Here is a 25562-nt window from a genome sequence, read left to right as displayed (position 1 = left end):
GCGTTCGGTGTTCGTGTTCCCCGGTCAGGGGGCGCAGTGGGGGGGTATGGCGGGGGGGTTGTCTGGGGGCCCGCCGGGGGGCGGGGGGGGGGGAGGGGTGGGGGCGGGCGGGGGGGGAGGGGGGGGGTTGGTGGGGTTGGTGGGGTTGGTGGGGTTTCGGGGGTTGGCGCGGTTCTCGCGGGCGAGGCGGGCCAGCAGCATCGGGTGGCCGGGGCGCACCGCCACCCCGTCCACCAGCAGCTCGGCGCCCAGGCGGCGCAGGGTGGGGTGGACGTGGTCCACGGGGCCCGCGGCCGTGCCCCCGGTCGTCACGACGACGTCGGCGGACGACTCGGCCACCGCCGCGTACACCGCGTCCGCCTCGTCGGCCAGCCGCCGGGTGCCCAGGACCTCGGCGCCGAGCGCCCGCAGCCACGGCGCGACCATCGGGCCCAGCGCGTCCCGGATCCGGCCGTCGTGCGGCAGCCCCTCGGTGAGCAGCTCATCGCCGAGGACCAGCACCTCCACGCGCGGCCTGCGCACCGTCGGCAGCTCGTCGTACCCGGCCGCGGCCGCCAGGCCCAGGACGGCGGGGGTGACCAGGGTCCCGGCGGGCAGCAACTGATCACCGCTGCGGCACTCCTGGCCGCGGGTGCGGATGTCCTGGCCGAGGACGACGGGGTGGGCGGCGGACGCGTGCAGCCAGCCGTCGCCCTCGTCGGTGCCGTACTCGCTGCGCAGTACGGCGGTGGCGCCGGGCGGGACGCGGGCACCGGTGGCGATGCGGACGGCGTGGCCGTCGGGGAGGGGGGCCGTCTCGCCGTGTCCGGCGAGGATGCCCTGGTGCTCCTGGTCCTTTGTGCCGGTTGGCAGCCGCCAGGGGCCGGGGCCCGAGAGCGCCCAGCCGTCCATGGCGGAGGTGTCGAAGGGCGGCAGATCGGTGAGCGCGGCGAGCGGCGCGGCCAGGACCTGGCCGAGCGCCTCGGACAGCGGCCGCATCACCGGGGCGGCGTGGGCGGCCTCCTTGACGGCGGCGCGGGCGGCGATGGCGCGGGCGTCGGGCCAGGAGGTGGGGGTGCGGTGCGGTGGGTTCATGGAGGGATGCGGGTGGGGCGTGGATGCGCCGGGGGTGCGTTTCGGGTGCGGGGCCGGGGTCTGTTGGGCGGGGGCCCTGGACCGCGTGCTCTTGGTGCCAGTGCCCTCCGACGTCGGACTACCCGAAGACCGGCTCCTCGAATACACCTCCGGCCTTCGGCGTACATGGCCCCGTGCGTCCAGGACCACCGCGGGCTCTTCCGCCGTTTCCCGTGCCAGGTCGAGCGCGGTCTCGACCCAGTCGGTCCGGGTCGGGTCGCCGATGTCGCTGATGTTGGCGGTGTTGGCGGTGTTGGCGGTGTTGGCGGTGTTGGCGGTGTTGCCGGTGTTGCCGGTGTTGCCGGTGTTGCCGGTGCCGTCGGGCTCGCGGGGGCCGTCGGTGTCGCCGGGGCCTCGCTCCCGGGCGGGTTGGGCCGGGCGGCCATTGGCCAGGCTGAGGGCGGCGTCGGCCCAGTCCTCTTCCGATTCCGCTCCGGGCGGCTCCGGGCCCTGCGGCGGTGATTCATTGGCCAGCGCCAGCGCCTCGTCGACCTCGCGGTCGAGCGGGTCCCCGTCCCGGGGGTGGCGAGGTGTCACTGCTCCTCGGCCCAACGCGCCGCCAGCGCCGCGGCCTTCTCGGTGGCGGCGGCCAGCGCCTCGGGGCCGCCGCCCTTCTGGGCCGCGGCGTAGCCGACGAGAAAGGTGGTCAGGGGGGCGGCGGGCCGGGCGACACCATGTGCGGCGTCACGGGCCAGATCCAGTAGGGCCGCGGTGTCGACATCCAGGTCGATCCCGAGCTCGGCCTTGACTGCGGCAATCCATTCGTCCAACACGTGTCCATGCTCCCTGATGCGTGCTCGAGCCGTGGTGATGTCTTCCCAGGTGTCGCAGTCGAACGACGCGGTGGGGTGCTGGAGGCGGGCCAGGGCCAGCTCGGAGACGAGGAGGCGGAGGGGCAGCCCGCCGAGGCCGCCGTGTTCGGTGGCGAGGAGGGCGATCTCGCGGCGCAGCGGCTCGGCGCGGTAGGCGGCGACAAGGGGCTGCTCACGGCCGTCGGGGTCGATGAGCACGGCCCCTTCGGCGCCCTGGAGACCGGTGAGGAGGGTCTCGACGGTCTCATGGGTGAGGAAGGGCAGATCGGCGGAGAGAACGAGGACGACCGGAGCCGTGGTCTGCCGGATGCCCGCGTCGACGGCCGCGACCGGGCCACCGCCGGGGGGCTCCTCCCGGGCCCACCGCACCGGCCGTGCCGTGGGCCTGCGCGGGCCGACGACGACGGTCCGCCCGGCGCCGCGGCATGCGCCCAGCACCCGGTCGAGCAGGGCTCGCCCGCCCACCCGCAGCGCGGGCTTGTCCACCCCACCGAGCCGCCGAGCGGCGCCCCCGGCCAGGATCACTGCGTCATACGCACCTGGAGTCACCCCATGAGTATGGCGCCGCCGCGCATCCGCTACAGCCGCCGCAACAACACCATGGGCTGCTCCACGCAGTCGGCCACGAACCGCAGGAATCCACCGGCGGTGCCCCCGTCGCACACCCGGTGGTCGAAGGTGAACGACAGCTGCACCACCTGGCGCACCGCCAGCTCACCCTGGTGCACCCAGGGCTTCGGGGAGATCCGCCCGACCCCGAGCATCGCCGCCTCGGGGTGGTTGAGGATCGGCGTCGAGCCGTCGACCCCGAACACCCCGTAGTTGTTCAGGGTGAAGGTGCCGCCGGTGAGCTGGGCGGGGGCGAGGGTCCCGGTCCGCGCGGCCTCGGTCAACCGGGCGATCTCCTCGGAGAGCCCCTCTATGGTCCGCGTGTGGGCGTCGCGCACCACCGGGACCACCAGACCCCGGTCCGTCTGGGCCGCGAAGCCGAGGTGGACGTCGGGGAGCCGGACGATCTCCCGGCCGACCGTGTCCACCGTGGCGTTGAGCTCGGGGAAGCGCGCGAGGGCCGCCGTGCAGATACGGGCCAGGAGGGCGAGCACGGAGACCTTGGACTCGCCCGCGGCGTTCATCGCCGCACGGGCGGCGAGCAGTTCGGTCGCGTCGGCGTCCACCCAGCAGGTCGCGTCGGGGATCTCGCGCCGGCTGCGCGCGAGCTTGTCCGCCACGGCACCCCGCACCCCTCGCAGCGGAACCCGCTCCCCCTCCGGGGCGGGGGCCGCGGAGGCGTGCGCGGCGGTGGCGGGTGCGGCGGTGGCGGGTACTACGGGGGCGGGCGCCGCGGAGGCGTGCGCGGCGGTGGCGGGTGCGGCGGAGGCGGGTGCGGCGGAGGCGGGTACTACGGGGGCGGGCGCCGTGCCCGCGACCGCTCGTTCGACGTCCGCCCGCAGAATCAGCCCCTCGGGGCCCGAGCCCCTGAGCTGCCGCAGATCGACATCGTGCTCCCGGGCCAGCCGCCGCACCAGAGGCGAGATCACCGGAAGGGGCCCGGCGGGAGCCGTCACCGTCTCGCCCACCGGCCCGGCGGAGGCCGCCGCCGTCTCGCGCACCGGCCCGGCGGAGGCCGCCGTCGCGTCAGGTACAGGCGCGGCGGGAGCCGCCGCCGTCTCGGGCAGCGGTCCGCCAGGGGCCGTGGGCGTCTCGCGCAGCGGCCCGGGGGAGGGCCGAACGCGACGGCGCCGCGCGGCGGGACCGGCCGTGCCATAGCCGACCAGCACATTGCCCGACGCGCCGTCGATCGCGCTCTCGGTGACCGGCGGACCGGAACCGTCGTCCGAACCCTCCGGCACGGCGACCGTGATCAGCGGCGCCCCGACCGGCACCTCCGCGCCCTCCTCGCCGTAACGGGACGTCACCACACCGCCGTAGGGGCACGGCACATCCACCATCGCCTTGGCCGTCTCGACCTCGACCACCGGCTGGTCGACCGCGACCACATCGCCGACCTGGACCAGCCAGCGCACGATCTCGGCACCGGTCAGCCCCTCGCCCAGATCGGGCAGGGTGAACTCCCTTACGACAGCCATCAGACCGCGCTCCCCTCGGTCCACTCCGACTCCCACTGCAGCCGGGCGACGGCGTCCAGCACCCGGTCCACGCCGGGCAGATGGTGCCGCTCCAGCATGGGCGGCGGGTAGGGGATGTCGAATCCGGCGACCCGCAGCACGGGCGCCTCCAGATGGTGGAAGCAGCGCTCGGTGACCCGGGCGGCAATCTCCCCGCCGGGCCCGCCGAAGCCCGTGGACTCATGGACGACGACCGCGCGGCCGGTGCGGCGCACGGAGGCGCACACCGTCTCGTCGTCGAAGGGGACGAGCGAGCGCAGATCGACGACCTCCAGATCCCAGCCCTCGGTCCGGGCCGCCTCGGCGGCTTCGAGGCACACCGGCACGGAGGGGCCGTAGGAGATCAAGGTGGCGCTGCGCCGGCCGCCGCTGCCGGGCCCGCGCACCACCGCGCGCCCGATGGGCGGTACCTGCTCGGGGGCGTCGGCCGACCAGTCGGCCTTGGACCAGTACAGCCGCTTGGGCTCCAGGAAGATCACGGGGTCGTCGGAGGCGATGGCGGCGCGCAGCAGCCCATAGGCGTCGGCGACGGTCGCGGGGGCGACGACTTGGAGCCCGGGGGTGGCCATGTAGTAGATCTCGGAGGAGTCGCTGTGGTGCTCGACGCCGCCGATGCCGCCCCCGTAGGGCACCCGGACGGTGATCGGCATGGGCATCGCGCCCCGGGTGCGGTTGCGCATCCGCGAGACATGGCTGATGAGCTGCTCGAAGGACGGGTAGGCGAAGGCGTCGAACTGCATCTCGACCACCGGCCGCAGCCCGTACATCGCCATGCCCACGGCGGTGCCGAGGATGCCCGCCTCGGCCAGCGGTGTGTCCGTGCAGCGGTCCTCGCCGAACTCCTCGGCGAGCCCGTCGGTGATCCGGAAGACGCCGCCCAGGGTGCCCACGTCCTCGCCGAGGACATGGACGGACGGGTCGGCGGCCATGGCGTCGCGCAGCGCGCGGCCGAGGGCCTGGGCCATGGTGGCGGGCTTACGGGCAGTGTCGGCCCCTACGGCGGTGGTCATCACTCCCCCTTCCCGGCGTCCGCGGCCTCGGCGTCGAGCTCCGCGCGCAGCTGGGCCGCCTGCTCGCGCAGCTGGCTGGTCCGGTCGGCGTAGACGTGCTCGAAGAGCGCCATGGGGTCCAGGACCGGGTCCTGGTGCATCCGCGTCCGCAGATCCGCGGCGAGCCGCTCCGCGGACTCCCGCGCGGCCCGGACCCCCTCGTCGTCCAGCAGATGGCGGTCCCGCATGGCCTCCTCCAGGAGCGCTATCGGGTCGTGGGCGCGCCATGCCTCGACCTCGGAGTCGGTGCGGTAGCGGGTGGCGTCGTCGGCGTTGGTATGCGCCTCGATGCGGTAGGTGACCGCCTCCACCAGGGTGGGGCCGCCTCCGCCGCGGGCCCGGCGCACCGCCTCCGCCAGGACCTCGTGGACGGCGGCCGCGTCATTGCCGTCGACGAGACGGCCGGGCATCCCGTATCCCACCGCCTTGTGGGCGAGGGAGGGCGCGGCGGTCTGCTTGGCGAGCGGGACGGAGATCGCGAAGCCGTTGTTCTGGACGAGGAAGACGACCGGGGCGTGCCATACGGCCGCGAAGTTGAGGGCCTCATGGAAGTCGCCCTCGCTGGTGCCGCCGTCGCCGACCATGGCTAGGGCCACCACGTCGTCGCCCTTGAGGCGGGCGGCGTGGGCGAGGCCGACGGCGTGCGGCAGCTGGGTGGCCAGCGGGGTGCACAGCGGGGCGACGCGGTGGGCGTGGGGGTCGTAGCCGGAGTGCCAGTCGCCGCGCAGCAGGGTCAGGGCGTCGACGGGGTCCAGCCCGCGGACCACGGCGGCCAGGGTGTCGCGGTAGCTGGGGAAGAGCCAGTCGCGGTCCTCCAGCACCAGCCCGGCCGCGACCTGACAGGCCTCCTGCCCGGTGGAGGAGGGATAGACGGCCAGCCGGCCCTGCCGGGTGAGGGCGGTGGCCTGCGTGTTGTACCGGCGGCCGCGCACCAGCTCGCGGTGGAGCCGGGTCAGCAGATCGGGGGAGATGCCGACGGCAGCGGCGGTGCCCAGCAGGCGGTACGGCTCCGCGTCGGGCAGCAGCGGCGCGGCGTCGACGCGGGGCTGCCAGCCGGGCGGGGGAGTGGGCCGGTAGGCACCGGGCTGCTCAAGGACCGTCATGACGCGACCTCCTGGGCGTGGCGTACGGCGGGAGGGCGGGGCGTGCCGGGCGGCATCGCCCTCCCCTACCGATTGTTCGGTCGTTGACGCATTTTGGCTACAGGCGACCCAAGCCTGTGGACAAACGGTTCTGCAGCCCCTGAGATGAGGACAGGACGTCCATGAAGGGGAGGCGGGACGATATGCCGGGCGAACAGATGGCCAATCCGGACGGCAAACCCCCGGCGCGCCCGCTGGACGCCATCGACCGCGACATCCTGCGTCTGCTCCAAATGGACGGCCGCGCCTCCATACGCTCCGTGGCCGAGCAGGTGCACGTCTCGCGCGCCAACGCCTACGCCCGGATCAACCGCCTGATCGACGACGGGGTGATCCGCGGCTTCAGCGCCCGGGTGGACCAGGAGCGGGCCGGGCAGGGCGCCTCCGCGTACATCACGCTGAAGATCGTCCAGAACTCCTGGCGCACCGTGCGCGAACAGCTACGGCAGCTTCCAGGGGCCACCCACATCGCGCTGGTCAGCGGGGACTTCGATGTGCTGCTGCTGGTGCACACCGAGGACAACCGCTCGCTGCGAGAACTGGTCCTCACCCGGATCCAGGCCATACCGGAGGTGCTGAGCACCAGGACGCTGCTGGTCTTCGAGGAGACTGACCTGGACTCGGAGCCGTAGCGGGGGCCGGACACGGGCGCGGGTGCGGGTGCGCCAGGGGACCGGGTGCGGTCGTACCGGCCCACGAGCGTCGCGGGTCAGGACCCGGGCGCGGTCGCACCGGCCCGTGGGCCTCCCGGGTCACGACCGGGTACGCAGGCCCGCCCCGCGAGCGTCGCGGGTCAGGTCTGGGTGCGCAGGCGTCGCGGGTCAGGTCTGGGTGCGCAGGCCCGCGAAGGCCGTACGGACCACCGCCTCGGCCACCTCATGGGAGGTCGCGGCCCCGCCACGGCCCGGCCGGTACCACTCCACAATGGAGTTGATCATGCCGAAGAGCAGCCGGGTCGCCAGCCGGGCGTCCACGTCGGACCGCAGGTCGCCGTCGGCCGCCGCCTGCTTGAGCAGCTCGGCCACCTGGTGGTCGAACTCCCGGCGCCGCTCCATGGCCCACCGCTCGGTGTCCGTGTTGCCCCGGACGCGCAGCAGCAGCGTGACGTACGGCAGGTCGTCCATCAGCACCTCGGCGGTGCGCCGGGCCACGTGCTCCAGCCGCTCGATCGCCCGCCCCTCGCGCGCGGCGGGCTCCTGGAGGATGCCGAACAGCCCGTCCAGGGCACGGCTTATGGCCAGCCGGAGCAGCTCCTCCTTGCCCTTCACATGGTGGTAGATCGAGGACTTCGAGATCCCGGCGGCCCGGGACAGGTGCTCCATGGAGGTGCCGTCGTAGCCGCGCTCGTTGAACACCTCCACGGCGACCGCGAGCAGCGATTCGGGCGTGTAGGTGTCGCGCTTGGCCATGGTCATGATTAGAGCAGCTTCTCATCGGCGGCCGCACGCCGGATCAGCGCCTGGGAAGGGGCGTAGCGGCCGGTCGGACAGGCGTGGTGGAGGTTGCGCAGGGTGTCCCGCACCCAGCGGGCGCCGAGCGCGCGTCCCCAGGCCAGCGGTCCGCGCGGGTAGTTGACGCCGGTCAGCATGGCGGTGTCGATGTCCTCGGGGCTCGCCACCCCGCGGGCGACGGCGTCCTCGGCGAAGTCCACGAGCATCGCGACCGTGCGGGCCACGACCATGCCGGGGACGTCCTGGACCACGCTGACGTCCTTACCGAGCGCCTGGAACAGGCCGGCCGCGGACCGCAGGGACGCCTCGGGTGCGGCCATGGACGGCGTCAGGGCGACGCGGGTGGCGGTGCGGTAGTCCAGCGCCAGGTCGAAGCGGACCGACGCGGCGAAGGGGTCGTCGGTGGCGGTCGTGCCGTCGGCCAGGGACAGCCGGGTGCCGTCGGGCAGGGCGAGATGGGCCCCGGCGGGCTCGCGGGTCACCGGGATGCCCGCCTCCTCGATGAGGCCGACCAGCCCCTGTGCGGGCCCCAGGTCGCCGTGGAGGGCCACCTTGCCCGGCGGCTCGCACGGCTCCGCGGTGTGCGGGGCGGGTCGCCCGGCGCCCTCGGAGTGGTCGTACCAGCCGTGGCCCGTCTTGCGCCCGTGCCGCCCGGAGGCGACGAGCTGCCGCTGGGCCAGGGACGGGGTGAATTTCGGATCGTGGAACAGCGCTTCCCACACGGATCGGGTGACGGCCTCGTTCACGTCCTGGCCGATCAGGTCGGTGAGCTCGAAGGGCCCCATCCTGAAGCCGCCGGACTCGCGCAACACGGCGTCCAGAGTGGCGGGGTCGGCGACGCGCTCCTCGTACGCCCGGAACGCCTCGGCGTAGAAGGGGCGGGCGATCCGGTTGACGATGAACCCGGGGGTGTCGGCGCAGCGCACCGGGGTCTTCCCCCAGGCCGCGACGGTGGCGTGGGCCCGGTCGGCGGCGGCCTCGTCCGTGGCGGCGCCGCGCACCACCTCCACCAGCGGCATCAGCGGGGCCGGATTGAAGAAGTGCAAACCGAGGAGGCGGCCGGGGCGGCGCAGAACACCCGCGACGGCGGTGACGGAGAGGGAGGAGGTATTGGTGGCGAGCAGACAGCCGTCGGAGACCACCGACTCCAGCGCGGTGAACAGCTGCTGCTTGGCGCCGAGTTCCTCCAGGATCGCCTCGACCACCAGATCGGCCTCGGCCAGGTCCGCGAGGTCGGCCACGGGGGCGAGCCGGCCGAGGGCGGCGTCACGGTCGGCGGCCGTGAGGCGCTCCTTGGCGACCAGCCGGCCGAGCCGGTCCGCGACGGCGTCGGCGGCCCGGGAGGCCCGGCCGGGCGCGGCGTCGTAGAGCCGCACCGGATGGCCCGCGGCCAGCGCCACCTGGGCGATCCCCTGGCCCATCGTGCCGGTGCCGACGACGGCGACGAGGCCGGCTCGGGCGGTCCCACGGTCGATCGCAGTCATGCCGCAGATCCTTTTCGACGAAGTTGTCCACAGGTTCGCCAGGCCCTCTTGTCCCGACCGATCGTTCGGTTACTCTAACCCTGTCGCCCATTCCAGCCCAGCCCCAGCTCGACGAGGAGTTGGTCAGTCGTGACCGCCGCACTCACCACCGCGCAGTTGACGCAAGAGCACCGCCCCACCCTCGACCAGGCCCTGGAGGCGATCCGTACCCGCGCCTATTGGTCCCCGCACCCCGAGCACCCGAAGGCCTACGGCGGCGAGGGCCAGGGCGGGCGCCCGAGCCTGAGCGTCGCCGAGGGCCAGGCGGCGTTCGAGGCGCTGCGCGGCAAGCGCTTCGAGCTGGACCAGCCGGGCACCGACGGCTGGACGGGCTCCGAGGTCTCTCCGTTCGGCGCGGAGATGGGCATGGAGTATCCGCATCCGGACATCGAGGTGCTCCTCCCGGCGATGCGGGCGGGGATGCCCGCCTGGCGGGATGCCGGTCCCGAGGCGCGGGCCATGGTGTGCCTGGAGATCCTGGCCCGGATCGGCGCCCGGTCGCATGAGTTCGCCCAGGCCGTCATGCACACCAGCGGACAGGCGTACATGATGGCGTTCCAGGCCGGCGGCCCCCATGCCCAGGACCGCGGTCTAGAGGCGGTGGCGTACGCGTTCGCCGAGCAGACCCGCACTCCGGGAGCCGCGGACTGGTCCAAGCCGCAGGGCAAGCGCGACCCGCTGCGCCTGCGCAAGACGTTCACGGCCGTCCCGCGCGGTATCGCGCTGCTGATCGGCTGCAACACCTTCCCGACGTGGAACGGCTATCCGGGGCTCTTCGCCTCGCTCGCCACCGGCAATCCGGTGCTGGTCAAGCCGCACCCCCAGGCCGTGCTGCCGCTCGCGCTGACCGTCCAGGTGGCGCGCGAGGTGCTGAAGGAGGCGGGGTTCAGCCCCGATCTGGTGGCGCTGGCCGCCGAGCGGCCGGACGAGGGCATCGCCAAGGTCCTCGCCGTCCGCCCCGAGATCCGAATCATCGACTACACGGGATCCACCGCCTTCGGCGACTGGCTGGAGACCCACGCCCGCCAGGCCCAGGTCTTCACGGAGAAGGCGGGGGTCAACACGGTGGTGATCGACTCCACCGACGACTACCAGGGCATGCTCGCCAATCTGGCGTTCTCGCTGTCCCTCTACAGCGGCCAGATGTGCACCACCCCGCAGAATCTGCTGATCCCCCGCGACGGCATCACCACCGACGCCGGCCCCAAGACCTATGACGAGGTGGTGGCCGACCTGGCGGCGGCGGTGGACGGGCTGCTGGGCGACGACGCACGGGCGAGCGCGCTGCTCGGCGCGATCGTGGGACCGCGGGTCCAGGAGCGGCTGGAGGCCGCCCCCGGCCTGGGCGCGGTCGCCCTGGCCTCCCGCACGGTGACCCACCCCGACTTCCCGGGCGCCACGGTCCGCACACCGCTGATGGTCAAGGCGGACGGCGCGCGGAAGTTCTGGGAGGGGGCGGACGCGGACGCGCCCTATCTGGCCGAGTGCTTCGGCCCGGTCTCCTTCGCCGTCGCCGTCGCCTCCACCGAGGACGCGGTGGCGCTGCTGCGCCGGACCACCCGGGACAAGGGCGCGATGACGGTCGGGGCGTACACCACCTCACCGGAGGCGGAGCGGCTGATCGAGGAGGCGTGTCTGGAGGAGTGCGCCCAGCTGTCGCTCAATCTGACCGGCGGGGTGTATGTGAACCAGACCGCGGCGTTCTCGGACTTCCACGGCACGGGCGGCAACCCGTCGGCCAATGCCGCGCTGTGCGACGGGGCGTTCGTGGCCGGCCGCTTCCGGATGGTCGAGGTCCGCCGCCCGGCGGAGTAACGGGCCCGGTGGGCGGGGCGGCGCGGGGCGGGCCACCGCGCACGCCCCGCCCGGACATGGCCCAGGCGGGGCTAAGCGGGGCTTAGGCGGGGCCTAGGCGGGGCCACCCCAGTGGAAGAGAGCCATGGCCACACTGGTGGCCAGGTTGTAGCTGGACACCTGTGGCCGCATGGGGAGGGCCACCAGCCTCGTGGCCCGCTTCCGCAGCTCCGGTGAGATCCCGTGGCGCTCGGAGCCGAAGGCGAGCAGCGCGTCATCGGGGATGGTCATGGACCGGATGTCCTCCCCCTCCGGATCCAGGGCGTACAGCGGCCCCTCCGGAAGCGCGTCGTCCGGCAGCCGCTCCACCGCGGTGGCGAAGTGAAGCCCCGCGCCCGAGCGCACGGCGTTCGGATGCCAGGGGTCGATGTCGCCGGTGGTGACCACGCCCGTGGCCCCGAACCCGGCGGCGAGGCGGACCACGGCCCCGACGTTCCCCAGGTTGCGGGGGTTGTCCAGGACGACCACGGGAGCCTGCCGGGGCCGCCGGGACAACTCGTCCAGATTCGCCTGGCGGCCCCGCCGGACCGCCAGGGCGGCGACCCGGGTGGGATGCACCCTGGGCACCAGATCGCGCAGGGTCGCGGCGTCGACCTCCACCAGAAGGTCCGCGATCGCCCCGGTGAGGTCGTCGGCCAGGTCCTCGGCGAGTTCCACGGCGGACGCCTTGTCGCTGGTGACCGCGGCGCGCACCTCCGCGCCGAACCGCAGCGCGTGCTTCAGCGCGTGGAAGCCGTCCAGCAGCACGGTGTCGGGGGCCGTCGCACGCCAGTGCCGTACGGCCCGCGCGGACTCGTCATCGATCATCCCCTCAGCGTACGAGGGTGCCGGCCGGGGTTTCCTCGTCGCTCTCCCGCGCCCGCTGCCCCGGCAGCCACACGGCTCGCGCCGCCAGCCGGTCCCGCGCCCGGCCCAGTCGCGCCTCGGCCCAGCGCAGGGCGTTCGTCGGCAGGAAGACCGAGTCCGCCGCGATCACGGCGAGCGAGAAGAAGGGCAGCCCGAGCATCACGGCGATGCCGAGGTGCTCCATCATCAGCAGCACGAGCATCACGTTCTTGGCCCGCCGGTTGAGCAGGGTGAACGGGAAGGCCACCTGGACGATGACCGTGCCGTAGGTCAGCACCATCACCAGGGTGCCGCTGGACGCCATGATGTCGGCCAGCCAGGGCCAGGGCGAGAAGTAGTCCAGATGCAACGGGTAGTAGAGGGCGGTGCCGTCCTGCCAGCGCGAGCCCTGGACCTTGTACCAGCCGGCCGAGGCGTAGAGCAGACACACCTCGGCCATGATCACCAGCAGGGTGCCGTTGTGCGCCACATTGGCGAGCGCGTCCAGGACGGTGCGCGGCTCCCCCGGCGCGTAACGCCTGACGAACCACCATCCGGCCTGGACGAGCCACAGCCCCCACAGGACGGTGGCCCAGCCCAGCCCGGGCAGCGGCCCGTCGGCGGTCAGGGAGAGCCTGGCCTCGGTGAACAACTGCGCCCAGAGCAGGGCGGTCCCGGTGACGGCCCACAGCACGACTCCGGTGGTGTCGCGCGGCGGCCACGCGCGGTCCGCGCGCCGGGCCGCCCGGCGCGCGTCCAGGGACCACACCTGCCCGCACCGGGTCAGCACCAGATACATCGACATCAGATGGATGAGGTTGTCGCCGCCGTCCCCCACGAAGATGCTGCGGTTCTGCAGCGACAGCACCCCGATCATGAACAGCACGGACATGGTGCGGGTGCGCCAGCCCACCAGCAGCAGCGCGCTGGAGACGATGGCGAGGGCGTAGACGATCTCGAACCACACCGTGCTGTCGGACCACATGAGCGCGCTGAAGGCGCGGTTGCCGTCGATCAGCCGCGCGGCCATCTCCCAGTTCCACGGGCCGTCCGGCCCGTACAGCTCACGGCGGTGGGGCCATTCGCGGACCAGGAAGAGCAGCCAGGTGAAGGAGAAGCCGATGCGCACGACGGCGCTCTGCCGGGGGCCGAGCGCGGACGTGGTGACGCGCGTGTAGCCATGCGCCACGGCGGTCTGGAGGCGGGCGGAGGGGGTCACCGGCGCTTCGCCTCCGGGAGGTCATCGGAGGTCACGGTCCACCAGGGCAGTGTGCGGTAGACCGTCTTCGTGTCGATCTTCTCGTCGCTCCAGGGCGGCGGTGCCACCGGAGTGGTCGCGGAGCGCACCTGTATTCGCTCCACGGTGCCGCCGTCCTCCTCGCGGCCGAGGCGGAGCATCACGATCCGGCGGATGTACTGCTCGGAGAGGTTGCCGCGCATCCCCTGCGGCCGCTCCCGCGTGTCATGCGAGCCGACGTAGAACTCCCAGCCGCGGCGCAGCTCGTTCTGCTGGGTGTGGCTGGGCAGCGGGTTGTGATGGATGGCCGCGCCGTCCTGGGCCGAGAGGTCGCGCCAGCCGGTGGTCGCGGTGCCGCCGTCGGAGGTGCGGATCTCGGCGCGGGCCTGGACGGCGATGTTCTGCTGGAGCGGGTTGGGGGCGAAGAGCTTCCAGACCCGTTCGAACTCCGGGTAGACGTAGTCGTCTATCGCCGCGCCGTGCCGCTTGGTGAGGGTGTTGGGCGGTGAGACGTTCAGGAAGGCCGCCGAGAGATGGATCGCGGCGGCGACGGCGGCGACCGCGATGGCCACCGCGATGATCAGCTGACCGGGCAGGGAGAGCGCGGTGAGCGGTTCCGCCGCATCGCCGTCCGGCGCCTCGGTCGCGTCCGATTCGGGCGCGTTCGATTCGGTCGGCTCCGGCCGCGTCGGTTCCGATTCCCGCGGCTCCCCAGCCGCCGGTTCAGGGCCCGTCGGCTTCCCCACCAGCGGCTCCGGCCCCGTCGGCTCCCGTTCCGCCGGTTCCGGCTCCGTGTCCGCCATACCCCGCCCCGCTCCCGATGGTCCAGGTCTTCGCGCACGCCGGTCGGCCGCGCACGCCCCCGTGGCCCCCACGCCCCCGGCACCGTACCGATGCGGAACCACTCGGCACAGCGTCCTCAGCGTTATCCACAGGGTTGACACCCTACGTTCCTCAGCACACCATTGAACCGAACGATCGGTCGGTCGGCTGGCCGGTCGGCGGAGACGAATGGCGGAGGGGCTTCGCATGACGACGATGGCGGCGGACGCGGGAGCGTACGAGGCGGTGTTCGACGCCGCCCTGGCCGCGGACGAGCGCATCGAGCCGCGCGACTGGATGCCCGATGAGTACCGGGCCTCGCTGGTGCGGCAGATGGCGCAGCACGCCCACTCCGAGATCATCGGCATGCAGCCGGAGGCGAACTGGATCACCCGCGCCCCTTCGCTGCGGCGCAAGGCGATCCTGATGGCCAAGGTCCAGGACGAGGCGGGCCACGGCCTGTATCTCTACAGCGCGGCGGAGACCCTGGGCACCAGCCGGGACGAGCTGCTGGACAAGCTTCACAGCGGCCGCCAGAAGTACTCCTCGATCTTCAACTACCCCACGCTGACCTGGGCCGACGTCGGCGCCATCGGCTGGCTGGTGGACGGTGCCGCGATCACCAACCAGGTCCCGCTGTGCCGCTGCTCCTACGGGCCCTACGCACGGGCGATGGTCCGCATCTGCAAGGAGGAGTCGTTCCACCAGCGCCAGGGGTACGAGCTGCTGCTGGCCCTGAGCCGGGGCACCGAGGCCCAGCACGCCATGGCGCAGGACGCGGTGGACCGCTGGTGGTGGCCGTCGCTGATGATGTTCGGCCCGCCGGACGACGCCTCGGCCCACTCCGCGCGGTCCATGGCCTGGAAGATCAAGCGCCATTCCAATGACGAGCTGCGCCAGCGCTTCGTCGACATCTGCGTCCCCCAGGCCGAATCCCTCGGCCTCACCCTCCCCGATCCCGAGCTGCGGTGGAGCGAGGAGCGGGGGCATTACGACTTCGGCCCGATCGACTGGGACGAGTTCCGCGAAGTGCTGCGGGGAAACGGGCCGTGCAACGCGCAGCGGATCACCCAGCGCCGCCGAGCCCATGAGGAAGGCGCCTGGGTGCGCGAGGCAGCCGCGGCGTACGCGGCCAAGCACGGGGAGGCACAGGCATGAGCGGCAGCCCGAGCGCCGAGTGGCCGCTGTGGGAGGTGTTCGTCCGCAGCAGGCGCGGACTGTCGCACACCCACGCCGGATCCCTCCACGCCCCGGACGCGGAAATGGCCCTGCGGAACGCACGGGATCTGTACACCCGCCGCTCCGAGGGCGTCTCGATCTGGGTGGTGCCCTCCGCCGAGATCACCGCCTCCTCGCCGGACGAGCGGGATCCGTTCTTCGAGCCGTCCGCCGACAAGCCCTACCGCCACCCCACCTTCTACGCGATCCCCGAGGGGGTGCGGCACCTGTGACCGCGGCCCTCGCCCTGGGCGACGACGCGCTGGTGCTCTCCCACCGGCTGGGGGAGTGGGCCGGGCACGCCCCCGTGCTGGAGGAGGAGGTCGCGCTCGCCAATATCGCCCTCGACCTGCTCGGCCAGGCCCGGGTGCTGCTCTCCCTCGCCGGTGACGAGGACGAGCTGGCGTATCTGCGCGAGGAGCGGGCGTTCCGCAACGTCCAGCTGGTCGAGCAGCCCAACGGGGACTTCGCCCAGACCATCGCCCGTCAGCTCTACTTCTCCACCTACCAGGAGCTGCTGTACGAGCGGCTGGCGCGCGGCACCGGCCCCTTCGCCCCGCTCGCCGCCAAGGCGGTCAAGGAGGTGGCCTACCACCGCGACCACGCCGAGCACTGGACCCTGCGGCTCGGCGACGGCACGGACGAGAGCCATGAGCGGATGCGGCGCGGGCTGGACGCGCTCTGGCGGTTCACCGGTGAGCTCTTCGAGCCGGTCGAGGGGTGCGAGGTGGAGTGGCACACCCTGCACGACGCCTGGCTGACCCGGATCACCTCGGTCCTGGAGCGCGCCACCCTGGCGGTGCCCGAGGGGCCGCGGCGCGGCGGCTGGGCGGCCGGCGCCGGGCGCCAGGGCATCCATACCGAGCCGTTCGGCCGGATGCTCGCCGAGATGCAGCATCTGCACCGCAGCCACCCGGGGGCGACATGGTGACGCCCACGCCCGCCGCGGCACCCACGCCCGCCGCGTCCGATACCGGCCTCACCCCGCTCGAGGAGGAGCTGCTGCGGCTGGCCGGATCCGTACCGGACCCGGAGCTGCCGATGGTGTCCCTGGCCGAGCTGGGAGTGATGCGCGGGCTGCGGCTGCTGGGGCCGGGCCGGGTCGAGGTCGAGCTGACCCCCACCTACACCGGCTGCCCGGCGCTGGAGTCGATGGCCACCGATATCGAGCGGATACTCCATGACCATGGCGTCCCCGAGGTCGCCGTGCGCACGGTCCTCTCCCCGCCCTGGACGACGGACGCGATCAGCGCCGAGGGCCGCCGCAAGCTGGCGGAGTCCGGCATAGCGCCGCCCGCGCCGCGCGACGCGGCGGCGGGGGGCGGTCCGGTCCCGGTGGCCCTCGCGGTGCGCTGCCCGCACTGCGGCTCGACCGAGACCGAGCTGCTCAGCCGCTTCTCCTCCACCGCCTGCAAGGCGCTGCGCCGCTGCGCGGCCTGCGGCGAACCGTTCGACCACTTCAAGGAGTTGTGATGGCCGCGGAGGCGGTGAAGCGGGTCACGCCCCGCCACGGCGCGTTCCACCCGCTGCGGGTGGCGGCGGTCGAGCGGCTCACCGATGACGCGGTGGCGGTCACCCTCCTGGTGCCGCCCGCACTGCGGGAGGCGTTCCGCTTCGCGGCGGGGCAGCACATCGCGGTGCGCCGGTTCGCCGATGGCGCGGAGATCCGCCGGACATACTCGATCTGCACCCCGGCCCCGGGCGCGGAGGGCCCCGAGTTCCTGCGGATCGGGGTGCGGCTGGTCGAGGGCGGCGAGTTCTCGACCTATGCCCTCAAGGAGCTGGCGGTGGGCGAGGTCATGGAGGTGATGGCCCCGGCCGGCCGGTTCGTCCTGGAGCCCCGCCCCGGTCACTTCGCGGCGGTCGTCGGCGGCAGCGGTATCACCCCGGTGCTGTCCATCGCCGCCACGCTGCTCAGCCGGCAGCCCGAGGCGCGCTTCTGCCTGGTACAGAGCGACCGCACCGCGGCCTCCACGATGTTCCTGGAGGAGGTCGCCGACCTCAAGGACCGCTGGCCCGACCGGTTCCAGCTGGTGAGCGCGCTCTCCCGGGAGGAGCAGCAGGCCGGGCTGGTGTCCGGGCGGCTCGACGAGGAGCGGCTGACCGGGCTGCTCCCGGCGCTGCTGCCGGTCGCCTCGGTGGACGGCTGGTTCCTGTGCGGGCCCTACGGTCTGGTGCGCGCCGCCGAGCGGGCGCTGCGCGGCCTCGGGGTCCCCCGCGGCCGGGTCCACCAGGAGATCTTCCATGTGGACGCGGCCCCCGCCGAGGGCGCCCCCATACCGGACCCGGCCCCGATCGCCCCGCACAGCTCGGTCACGGCGACCCTGGACGGCCGCTCGGGCACCTGGCCGGTCCAGGACGGGGAGCCGCTGCTGGAGACTGTGCTGCGCAATCGGTCCGACGCGCCGTACGCGTGCAAGGGCGGGGTCTGCGGCACCTGCCGGGCTTTCCTGGTCTCGGGCGAGGTGCGGATGGACCGGAACTTCGCGCTGGAGCCGGACGAGGTGGAGGCGGGCTATGTGCTGGCCTGTCAGTCCCATCCGGTGGGCGAGCGGGTGGAGCTGGACTTCGACCGCTGACAGCGTCCGGGCGCGGCACCAGCCCCCGGGCGCGGCACCAGCCCCCGAGCGCGGCGCCAGCGTCCGGGCGCGGCAACGGCGTTCAGGCACGGCATCGGCCTTCGGGCGCGGCACCAGCCCCCGGGCGCGGCATCGGCCTTCGGGCACGGCATCGGCGTTCCCTTCTTGTAGAACCTGTTCTATCTTGACGGGCCGTCAGATATTGCCGCGGCGCGGGAGGTACGGACAGTGGACTTCACCTTCACCGAGGAGCAGCAGGCGGCCGTCGAGGCGGCGAAGGCCGTCTTCTCCTCCGTCACGCCGGACAGCGTGCCCAGCCCCGCGCTGACCGCGGGCGCCGTCGCCGACGACTTCGACCGTGCGCTGTGGCGGAAGCTCGCCGAGAGCGATCTGCTGGGCCTGACCCTCGACCCCCGGCACGGCGGCTCGGGCCTGGACCCGCTCGCCCTCTGCCTGATGCTGCGGGAATGCGGCCGGGTGCTGGCACGGGTGCCGCTGCTGGAATCCAGCGCCGCCGCACTGGCCCTGCAGCGGTACGGCGGGGACGAGCTGTGTGCCGATGTACTGCCCCGGGCCGCCCGCGGTGAGCTGGTCCTCACCGTGGCCGCCGGCGGCCGCACCGGCCATGGCCCGGCCGAACTCGCCGTCCAGGCACGGCGGAACGGCGAGGGCTGGGTGCTGGATGGCGTCCAGACCGCGGTCCCCTGGGCCCATGGCGCCGATCGTGTGCTGATCCCGGCCCACACCGGGGAGGGCGGTTCGGTCCTCGCCCTGGTCCCCCGCGACCATGAGGGCGTCGCCCTCGAGGAGCAGATCTCCACCAGCGGTGAGCGGCATGCCGAGGTCCGGCTGGACGGGGTGCGGCTCGCCGACCGCGAGGTGCTGACCGCGGACGGCGCCTGGGAGTGGCTGCGCGATCTCCTCACCACCGGCACCTGCGCCCTCGCCCTGGGCCTCGGCTCGGCGGTGCTGGACCTCACCAGCTCGTATGTGAGCAAGCGCGAGCAGTTCGGCTTCCCGCTCGCCACCTTCCAGGCGGTCGCCGTGCAGACCGCCGACCGCTATATCGATCTGCGGGCCATGGAGGCCACGCTGTGGCAGGCGGCCTGGCGGCTGTCGCTGGACGAGGAGCGGCCCACGGTGAGCGGGGCGCTGCCCATCGCGGGGGATGTCGCCGTCGCCAAGATCTGGGCCGCCGAGGGCGTGCGCCGCGTCGTCCAGACCGCCCAGCATCTGCACGGCGGCTTCGGCGCGGTCACCGACTACCCCCTGCACCGCTATCACGCCTGGGGCAAGCAGTTGGAGCTCTCGCTGGGATCCGCCGCCGCCCATGAGGAGGCACTGGGCGAACTCCTCGCCGCCCACCCCCTCGGCTGACCGCCGCCCCCTCACCTGATCGGCGCGCCCGGCCGATCAGCGGGGAAGATCATTAGGGAAACCTCTAGAGCACAAAGGCCCCTTCGGCGGTGCCGTCGGGGCCGCTCACCATCGGCCGGCCCGCCGCGTCCCAGGCGAGCATCCCGCCGTCCACATTCACCGCGTCCAGCCCCTGGGCGACCAGATACTGCGTCACCTGCGCGGAGCGGCCGCCGACCCGGCACATCACATGCACCCGGCGCCCCTCGCCGGCCGCCGCGGCCAGCTCGTCGAACCGCGCCATGACCTGACCCATCGGGATGTGCAGCGCGCCCTCGACATGCCCGGCCGCCCACTCGTCGTCCTCCCGGACGTCCAGCAGCAGGCCATCGGCCGGTACCGCCGCCGCCTCCACCTGGGGAAGCTGGGCAAAATGCATCGGACACACCTCTCACACGACATCGGCAACTGCGGCAAACCTACTACCGCACCAGCTCCGCGAGCCGGGCCTCCTTCTCCGAGACCTGGGCCAGCAGCTGCTCGGCGATCTCGTCCAGCAGCCCATCGGGGTCCTCGGGCGCCATCTTGATCATCGCGCCGATCGCGCTCGACTCCAGCTCCGCGGCGACCGCGGCCAGCATCTCCTTGCGCTCGGCCAGCCACTCCAGCCGGGCGTAGAGCTCCTCGCTGCGGCTCGCCCGCCGCTCCGGCGGCGGCGGACCGGCCTCCCACTCCTCGGCCAGCGCCCGCAGCGCCTCCTCGTCCCCGGCCGCGTAGGCCGCGTTGACCCGCACGATGAAGGCACCGCGCCGCTCCCGCTCGGCCTCCTCCTCGGCCAAATCCGGATGGGCCTTACGGGCCAGCTCACGGTAGATCCGGCGGGCCTCCTCGCTCGGCCGCACCCGCGGCGGCGGCTGCACGGACCGCTCGGTGAGCATCGCGGCCGCCTCCGGCGAGAGCCCCTCCGAGTCGATCCAGCCGTGGAACAGCTCCTCCACGCCCGGCATCGGCTGCACCAGCCCCCGCGCCTCACGGGCCTTGCGGAGGTCCTCCGGATCGCCGGTGCGGGCCGCGAGCGCCTCGGCGATCAGCGCGTCCAGTTCGTCGAGGCGCGAGTACATCGGCCCGAGCCGCTGGTGGTGCAGCCGGGAGAAGTTCTCCACCTCCACCCGGAAGGTCTCCACCGCTATCTCGAACTCGATCAGCGCCTGCTCGGCCGCGCGCACCGCCCGCTCCAGCCGCTCGGCGGCCTGAGCCTCCTCCTGCGACCGGTCGTGCGACTCCGCCTGGGGCTCCGCGTCCGACATCGACTGCCGTGCCTGCTGCTGCGCTTCCGGATTCGTCACCCGCTCAGACTACGTCCGGCGGTGATCGGCGACGGAGGTCACACCCCCGGCCCGCGCCTCACACCCCCATCTCGGCCGCTATCCGTCCCCTGCGCACCGCCATGACCAGCGCGGAGTGATCCGCTTCCGTGCGATCCGCGTACGCCATCGCGAAGGCGGCCACCGCCTCGTCCAGCTCCTCCCCCTTGCCGCAGTAACCGGCCAGCATCCGGGGGTCCGCGCTGTGGGAGTGCGCCCGGGCCAGCAGGGCCCCGGTCATCCGCCCGTAGTCGTCCATCTGGTCCGCGGCCAGGGCCGCCGGGTCCACGCTTCCCTTGCGGTTGCGGAACTGCCGCACCTGGTAGTGCCGCCCCCGCACCGTGGTCCACCCCAGCAGGATGTCGCTGACCACCTGCATCCGCTTCTGGCCGAGCACCACCCGCCGCCCCTCGTGCGTGACATCCGGCACCTCGAAACCGGCCTTCGCCACATAGGGCAGCAGCGCGGAGGGCCGCGCCTCCTTCACCTGGAGCACCAGTGGCTCGCCCCGGTGGTCGAGCAACAGCACCACATAGGAGCGGGTGCCCACACTGCCCGTGCCGACCACCCGGAACGCCACATCGTGCACCTCGTACCGCGAGAGCAGCGGCAGCCGGTCCTCCGGCAGCGTGCCCAGATATCCGGCGAGCGACGAGGCCACCGCCGCCGCCTCCTCGTCCGGCACCCTGCGCAGCACCGGCGGCGCGTCCACGAAGCGCCGGGCCTCTGGGCGGCCGGAGACGCCCTCCTCGCCCGGGACGCGCTCGGTGGACCGGGCGGCGTACCGCGCGCTGGTGTTCCGCCGGGCCTTCTCGGAGATCCGTTCCAGCGTGCCCACCAGGTCCTTGGCGTCCGTGTGGGAGACCAGCTCCTCGTCCGCGATCGCGTTCCACGCCTCCGTCGCCGGGAGCTTGGCCAGCAGCCGCACCGTGCGCCGATAGGCGCCCACCGCGTCCCGGGCGGCCGCCCGGCAGGTGTCCTCGTCGGCGCCCGCCTCACGGCCGGCCAGCACCAGCGAGACCGCGAGCCGCTTCACATCCCACTCCCACGGACCGTGCACGGTCTCGTCGAAGTCGTTGAGATCGATGATCAGGCCACCGCGCGCGTCCCCGTAGATCCCGAAGTTGGCGGCATGGGCATCGCCACACAACTGGGCCCCGATACCGGTCACCGGCGTGGTCGTGAGGTCGTGCGCCATCAGTCCGGCGGCCCCGCGCAGAAAGGAGAAGGGGGTCGCGGCCATCCGCCCCACCCGGATCGGGGTGAGCTCCGGCAGCCGCCCGGCGTTCGACCGCTCGACCGCCGTCACCGGATCCGGCCGCTCGGTGTCCCTCGGCGCCTCGGCATGCGCCGAGCGCGGCACGCTCTTGCGCAGCGCCTTGCCACGCTGCCGGGGAGTGGGCCCCTCACCGTGCCACACGGCGAAGCCCGGAACCGGCGGCAGCCGCCGGGCCGCCCCGCCCGCGGCATCCCGGCCGCTCGGCCTACGCTCACCGCTGCCGTCGCCCCGGCCCTCCGCTCCGGCTCGGCCGCCCTCGCCACTGCCGTCGCCCTCAACGCTCCGGTCGTCCGTCATCGCGCCCCCGCCCTTCTCGCACACGACATCGACTGAATCGACTGAGCCGACCGTACCGCCTGTCGCCCCACCCCGTCAGAGCCTGTGGAAAACCTTGACGATCATGGCGAAACCCCAGATCAGAAGACCAATCCCAAAGACGGCCCCCAGATCGGAAGTGAAGGCAAGCAAGCCCCCCGATCGGAAGGCGGGTCCGCGATCGGAAGGCAAGCCCCCGCCCGTAGGCGAGCCCCGGAGCAGAAGGCGAACCCCGGAGCAGAAGGCGAGCCCCGGGGCAGAAAGTGATCCGGCTCAGCCCCGGAACTGCTCCGGGCACCCCTTGCCGCCCGAGGGCAGGTGGTTCTCCGCCCATCGCGACAGCTCCTTCAGAGCGGGCTCCATCGCCTTCCCCGCGTCCGTCAGCCGGTAGGCCACCCGCAGCGGCGGCCCGGCGTCGACCTCCCGCACCACCAGGCCCGCCGTGGCGAGCTCGGTGAGCCGGTCCGACAGCATCCGCTCACTGATCCCCGGGATGGCCCGCCGCAGGTCGGCGAAGTACGCCCCCTGCTCCGTCAGCACGGCCACGATCAGCCCCGTCCATCGCTTGCCGAACAGCTCGAAGACCCGCGTCATCTCGCCGTCGACCTGCTTGCAGGCCTGCTCGTTGTGGTCCCCACGATCCTTCGCCATGGAATACAGACTACTGCGTTCTGGTTCGGGACTACGAAAAAGTAAGCTACTGTGCCTTCTGTAGGTACGTAGGTATTACTGGCTCCTTCCCGAGCCTTGTCACTGGAGGCATCCATGCCGACTCTTCTGCACCTCGACACCTCCGTCTTCCCCGGTGAAGCCTCCGCTTCCCGCTCGGTCACGGCCACCTTCCGCAAGGAATGGGAAGCCCAGCACCCGAATGGCACGGTGATCTATCGCGACCTGGCCGCCGAGCCGCTGCCGCACCTGGACGGCCTCGCCGCCGCCGCCGGTTTCGCCGCTGCCGACCAGCGCTCCCCCGAGCAGCACGCGGCCTTCGCGCTGCGGGAGACCCTTGCCAGCGAGCTCGAGCAGGCCGACGTGGTCCTGATCGGCGCCCCGATGTACAACTTCACGATTCCCTCCACCCTCAAGGCGTGGCTGGACCACGTGATCATCATGGGCCGCACCGCGGGCGCCGAGCAGACCACCACCTCGGGCACCCCGACGATCGTCGTCGCCAGCCGCGGCGGCGGTTACGGCCCGGGCACCCCGCGGGAGAGCTTCGAGTTCGTGACGAACTACCTCGGCAAGGCCCTGGGCGACGGCCTCGGCCTCGATGTCACGTTCGTTGTGCCGGAACTCACGCTGGCCCGCAGCAATCCGGCCATGGCCGACCTGGTCGAGCTCTCGGACGCCTCCAAGGCGAAGGCGCATGAGGACGTCGCGGCCAAGGCCAAGGAGCTCGCCACCCGCTTCGCCGCCGCCTGATCCGACAGATCTGCCGGACGCGTCTGATCCACCGAGGCCGACCGATCCGCCGGACCCGCCTGACCTGCCTGACCCGGTTCACCGGACATCAGGCCGCAGGGGCCTCCTCTTCCCAGGAGGCCCCTGCCGCTTCCCCAGGAAGCCCGGCGCAGGAAGCCCTGCACAGAAAGCCCGTAAGGCCCCTGCCACAAACGCGAAGCGGGCCCCTCCGAGCGACTTTCGTCACTCCGGAGAGACCCGCTCCGACTGGTGCGCGAGGGGGGAGTTGAACCCCCACGCCCTTTCGGGCACTGGAACCTGAATCCAGCGCGTCTGCCTATTCCGCCACCCGCGCATGGGTGCTGCCGTCCGGCCACTCGCCTCGCTCCCCGGCCCGATCTTCTTGATCCGTCCGGTTCGTGTGGAGCGCCTTCCGACATCCAGAACACTAGCACGCTCCTCCGGGTGCAATCACACCCGTTACCGAGGCCCCGCCCCCACCCGTCCGTGGAGCGTCACGGTTGCGGGACACTGTCGTCAGGGCACCTCTACGATCCCTGTGAGAGGTGACACTGCTCCACAGGGCCAGGAAGGGGAACCACCCGATTTCCCGACGCGTGGATACGATCAGTAAGCAGTACCAGGACGACCCAGAGCACGACTGAGGAAGGAGGTGCCCGGTGGGAGTACTGAAACGCTTCGAGCAGCGTCTCGAGGGCCTCGTGAACGGCACCTTCGCCAAGGTGTTCAAGTCCGAGGTCCAGCCGGTCGAGATCGCCGGCGCGCTCCAGCGCGAGTGCGACAACAACGCCACGATCTGGAACCGCGACCGGACGGTCGTCCCCAACGACTTCATCGTCGAGCTGAGCGCGCCCGACTACGAGCGGCTCAGCCCGTATTCCGGACAGCTCGGCGACGAGCTGGCCGGAATGGTCCGCGACTACGCCAAGCAGCAGCGATACACCTTCATGGGCGCCATCAAGGTGCATCTGCAGAAGGCCGAGGACCTCGACACCGGCCTGTACCGGGTGCGCAGCCGGACCCTGGCCTCCAGCGAGTCCCAGGGCCCGGAGGGCCCACAGCAGGCGCCGGGCCGTGCCGGAGCGGCAGCGGCCCCGCAGCAGCGCCCCGGCGGTTACGGCTACCCCGCCCAGCCCGCCGGTGCCCCGCCGATGCCGTCCGCGCCCCCCGGCGCCCGTCCGGCGCCCCGCGGCGGCGGAGCAACGGCCGGCGCCGGAGCCCAGCCGCAGGGTCAGACCCGCCGCTGGATCGAGATCAACGGCACCCGCCACCAGATCTCCCGGCCCACGCTCGTTCTGGGCCGCTCCACCGACGCTGACGTGCGGATCGACGATCCCGGTGTCTCCCGCAGACACTGCGAGATCCGGGTCGGAACCCCACCGACCATCCAGGATCTCGGATCGACGAACGGCATCGTGGTGGACGGGCAGCACACCACGCGCGCTACGCTCCGCGACGGCTCGCGGATCGTCGTGGGCAGCACCACCATCGTTTACCGGCAAGCCGAAGGGTGAAGCGGGGGCAATGTCAGAGCTGACCCTCACGGTCATGCGGTTGGGTTTCCTCGCCGTACTGTGGCTGTTCGTCATCGTGGCCGTCCAGGTCATCCGCAGCGACCTGTTCGGGACCCGCGTGACCCAGCGCGGTTCGGCGCGGCGCGCCGCCGCCCCCGACCGGCCGCAAACGCAGCAGCAGCGGCAGCAGAGCGCGCCGCCGCCGCAGCGCCAGCAGTCCGGGGGCCGCGGCCGCCGCGGTGCCCCCACCAAGTTGGTGGTCTCCGAGGGCACGCTCACCGGCACCACGGTCGCCCTGCAGGGGCAGACCATCACCCTCGGCCGTGCGCACGATTCAACAATCGTGCTGGACGACGACTACGCCTCCAGCCGACATGCCAGGATCTACCCGGACCGTGACGGCCAGTGGATCGTCGAGGATCTCGGGTCCACCAACGGCACCTATCTCGACCGGACCCGACTCACCACACCGACACCGATTCCGCTGGGTGCGCCGATCCGTATCGGCAAGACCGTCATCGAGCTGCGGAAGTAGTAGGACCATGACGACCGGAGGGTGGG

The 25562-nt window shown here is 72.8% G+C and carries 25 protein-coding genes and 1 tRNA gene; 11 read left to right on the top strand and 15 right to left on the bottom strand.

The window, feature by feature from the left end:
• Positions 1–24: 24 nt before the first annotated feature.
• The 5 genes from NP777_RS43810 to pdhA form a co-directional block, all read right to left on the bottom strand.
• On the bottom strand, positions 25–1263 hold the full coding sequence (locus tag NP777_RS43810; protein WP_391858691.1) for a molybdopterin molybdotransferase MoeA: 1239 nt from the start codon (positions 1261–1263) through the stop codon (positions 25–27).
• 383 nt (positions 1264–1646) lie between these two features.
• Complete coding sequence (locus tag NP777_RS43805) at positions 1647–2474, bottom strand: NTP transferase domain-containing protein (protein WP_256655782.1); 828 nt, start codon at positions 2472–2474, stop codon at positions 1647–1649.
• 29 nt (positions 2475–2503) lie between these two features.
• Positions 2504–4012: a dihydrolipoamide acetyltransferase family protein gene (locus tag NP777_RS43800; RefSeq protein WP_256655781.1), complete on the bottom strand. Its 1509-nt coding sequence runs from the start codon at positions 4010–4012 to the stop codon at positions 2504–2506.
• Positions 4012–5061: an alpha-ketoacid dehydrogenase subunit beta gene (locus NP777_RS43795; protein ID WP_256655780.1), complete on the bottom strand. Its 1050-nt coding sequence runs from the start codon at positions 5059–5061 to the stop codon at positions 4012–4014. The genes NP777_RS43800 and NP777_RS43795 overlap by 1 nt, the downstream gene beginning before the upstream one ends.
• Positions 5061–6203, bottom strand: a complete 1143-nt coding sequence (pdhA, locus tag NP777_RS43790; RefSeq protein ID WP_256655779.1) for a pyruvate dehydrogenase (acetyl-transferring) E1 component subunit alpha — start codon at positions 6201–6203, stop codon at positions 5061–5063. The genes NP777_RS43795 and pdhA overlap by 1 nt, the downstream gene beginning before the upstream one ends.
• 182 nt (positions 6204–6385) lie before the next feature.
• On the opposite strand from pdhA, the gene NP777_RS43785 reads away from it, so the two are divergent.
• Positions 6386–6874, top strand: coding sequence for an Lrp/AsnC family transcriptional regulator (locus NP777_RS43785; RefSeq protein ID WP_137978737.1), 489 nt, complete (start codon positions 6386–6388; stop codon positions 6872–6874).
• Positions 6875–7063: 189 nt separating this feature from the next.
• On the opposite strand, the gene NP777_RS43780 is transcribed toward NP777_RS43785, so the two are convergent.
• Both NP777_RS43780 and NP777_RS43775 read right to left on the bottom strand, forming a co-directional pair.
• Entirely contained in the window at positions 7064–7657 is a 594-nt protein-coding gene (locus NP777_RS43780) for a TetR/AcrR family transcriptional regulator (protein WP_256655778.1), read from the bottom strand.
• Positions 7658–7659: 2 nt separating this feature from the next.
• A complete protein-coding gene (locus tag NP777_RS43775) occupies positions 7660–9177 on the bottom strand; it encodes a 3-hydroxyacyl-CoA dehydrogenase (RefSeq protein WP_256655777.1) in 1518 nt (505 codons plus the stop codon).
• A gap of 129 nt (positions 9178–9306) precedes the next feature.
• On the opposite strand from NP777_RS43775, the gene paaN reads away from it, so the two are divergent.
• Positions 9307–11031 (top strand): phenylacetic acid degradation protein PaaN, encoded by a 1725-nt coding sequence (paaN, locus tag NP777_RS43770; RefSeq protein WP_256655776.1) that lies wholly within the window; start codon positions 9307–9309, stop codon positions 11029–11031.
• A 93-nt stretch (positions 11032–11124) separates the two neighbouring features.
• On the opposite strand, the gene NP777_RS43765 is transcribed toward paaN, so the two are convergent.
• Genes NP777_RS43765 through NP777_RS43755 form a run of 3 tightly spaced genes read right to left on the bottom strand, consistent with a single transcriptional unit; the run spans position 11125 to position 13935 of the window.
• A complete protein-coding gene (locus NP777_RS43765) occupies positions 11125–11877 on the bottom strand; it encodes a TrmH family RNA methyltransferase (RefSeq protein ID WP_256655775.1) in 753 nt (250 codons plus the stop codon).
• Positions 11878–11881: 4 nt separating this feature from the next.
• Entirely contained in the window at positions 11882–13114 is a 1233-nt protein-coding gene (locus NP777_RS43760; RefSeq protein ID WP_256655774.1) for an HTTM domain-containing protein, read from the bottom strand.
• Positions 13111–13935, bottom strand: a complete 825-nt coding sequence (locus tag NP777_RS43755; RefSeq protein WP_256655773.1) for a DUF5819 family protein — start codon at positions 13933–13935, stop codon at positions 13111–13113. Before NP777_RS43755 ends, NP777_RS43760 begins: the two co-directional genes overlap by 4 nt.
• Positions 13936–14161: 226 nt before the next feature.
• Between NP777_RS43755 and paaA the strand changes: the two genes are divergently transcribed.
• From paaA to NP777_RS43725, 6 genes are all read left to right on the top strand, one after another.
• Positions 14162–15112, top strand: coding sequence for a 1,2-phenylacetyl-CoA epoxidase subunit PaaA (gene paaA, locus NP777_RS43750; RefSeq protein WP_256655772.1), 951 nt, complete (start codon positions 14162–14164; stop codon positions 15110–15112).
• Entirely contained in the window at positions 15109–15405 is a 297-nt protein-coding gene (paaB, locus tag NP777_RS43745; protein WP_046088802.1) for a 1,2-phenylacetyl-CoA epoxidase subunit PaaB, read from the top strand. Before paaA ends, paaB begins: the two co-directional genes overlap by 4 nt.
• Entirely contained in the window at positions 15402–16103 is a 702-nt protein-coding gene (gene paaC, locus NP777_RS43740) for a 1,2-phenylacetyl-CoA epoxidase subunit PaaC (protein WP_256655771.1), read from the top strand. The genes paaB and paaC overlap by 4 nt, the downstream gene beginning before the upstream one ends.
• Positions 16097–16645 (top strand): 1,2-phenylacetyl-CoA epoxidase subunit PaaD, encoded by a 549-nt coding sequence (gene paaD, locus NP777_RS43735; RefSeq protein ID WP_256655770.1) that lies wholly within the window; start codon positions 16097–16099, stop codon positions 16643–16645. Before paaC ends, paaD begins: the two co-directional genes overlap by 7 nt.
• Complete coding sequence (locus NP777_RS43730; RefSeq protein WP_256655769.1) at positions 16645–17751, top strand: 2Fe-2S iron-sulfur cluster-binding protein; 1107 nt, start codon at positions 16645–16647, stop codon at positions 17749–17751. The genes paaD and NP777_RS43730 overlap by 1 nt, the downstream gene beginning before the upstream one ends.
• Positions 17752–17979: 228 nt before the next feature.
• Positions 17980–19128, top strand: coding sequence for an acyl-CoA dehydrogenase family protein (locus NP777_RS43725; RefSeq protein WP_256655768.1), 1149 nt, complete (start codon positions 17980–17982; stop codon positions 19126–19128).
• A gap of 64 nt (positions 19129–19192) precedes the next feature.
• Here NP777_RS43725 and NP777_RS43720 read toward each other — a convergent pair whose 3' ends face one another.
• From NP777_RS43720 to NP777_RS43705, 4 genes are all read right to left on the bottom strand, one after another.
• The gene (locus NP777_RS43720) at positions 19193–19546 is read right to left on the bottom strand and encodes a rhodanese-like domain-containing protein (RefSeq protein ID WP_256655767.1); all 354 of its coding nucleotides are present in this window, start codon (positions 19544–19546) and stop codon (positions 19193–19195) included.
• Between the two features lie 43 nt (positions 19547–19589).
• The gene (locus NP777_RS43715) at positions 19590–20414 is read right to left on the bottom strand and encodes a hypothetical protein (protein ID WP_256655785.1); all 825 of its coding nucleotides are present in this window, start codon (positions 20412–20414) and stop codon (positions 19590–19592) included.
• A 97-nt stretch (positions 20415–20511) separates the two neighbouring features.
• On the bottom strand, positions 20512–22047 hold the full coding sequence (locus NP777_RS43710) for a DUF2252 domain-containing protein (protein ID WP_256655766.1): 1536 nt from the start codon (positions 22045–22047) through the stop codon (positions 20512–20514).
• Positions 22048–22338: 291 nt separating this feature from the next.
• Positions 22339–22716, bottom strand: a complete 378-nt coding sequence (locus NP777_RS43705) for a winged helix-turn-helix transcriptional regulator (RefSeq protein ID WP_256655765.1) — start codon at positions 22714–22716, stop codon at positions 22339–22341.
• A gap of 114 nt (positions 22717–22830) precedes the next feature.
• On the opposite strand from NP777_RS43705, the gene NP777_RS43700 reads away from it, so the two are divergent.
• The gene (locus NP777_RS43700) at positions 22831–23487 is read left to right on the top strand and encodes an FMN-dependent NADH-azoreductase (protein ID WP_256655764.1); all 657 of its coding nucleotides are present in this window, start codon (positions 22831–22833) and stop codon (positions 23485–23487) included.
• 247 nt (positions 23488–23734) lie between these two features.
• Here NP777_RS43700 and NP777_RS43695 read toward each other — a convergent pair.
• Positions 23735–23821 (bottom strand) — tRNA-Leu (locus NP777_RS43695).
• A gap of 325 nt (positions 23822–24146) precedes the next feature.
• Here NP777_RS43695 and NP777_RS43690 point away from each other — a divergent pair.
• Positions 24147–25001, top strand: coding sequence for an FhaA domain-containing protein (locus tag NP777_RS43690; RefSeq protein WP_256655763.1), 855 nt, complete (start codon positions 24147–24149; stop codon positions 24999–25001).
• A 10-nt stretch (positions 25002–25011) separates the two neighbouring features.
• Entirely contained in the window at positions 25012–25536 is a 525-nt protein-coding gene (locus NP777_RS43685; protein WP_256655762.1) for an FHA domain-containing protein FhaB/FipA, read from the top strand.
• The last annotated feature ends 26 nt before the right edge of the window (positions 25537–25562 follow it).

The organism is Streptomyces rugosispiralis, assembly GCF_024505145.1.
Classification (GTDB): Bacteria; Actinomycetota; Actinomycetes; order Streptomycetales; family Streptomycetaceae; genus Streptomyces; species Streptomyces rugosispiralis.
This window is presented reverse-complemented; position numbering and strand designations above follow the sequence as displayed.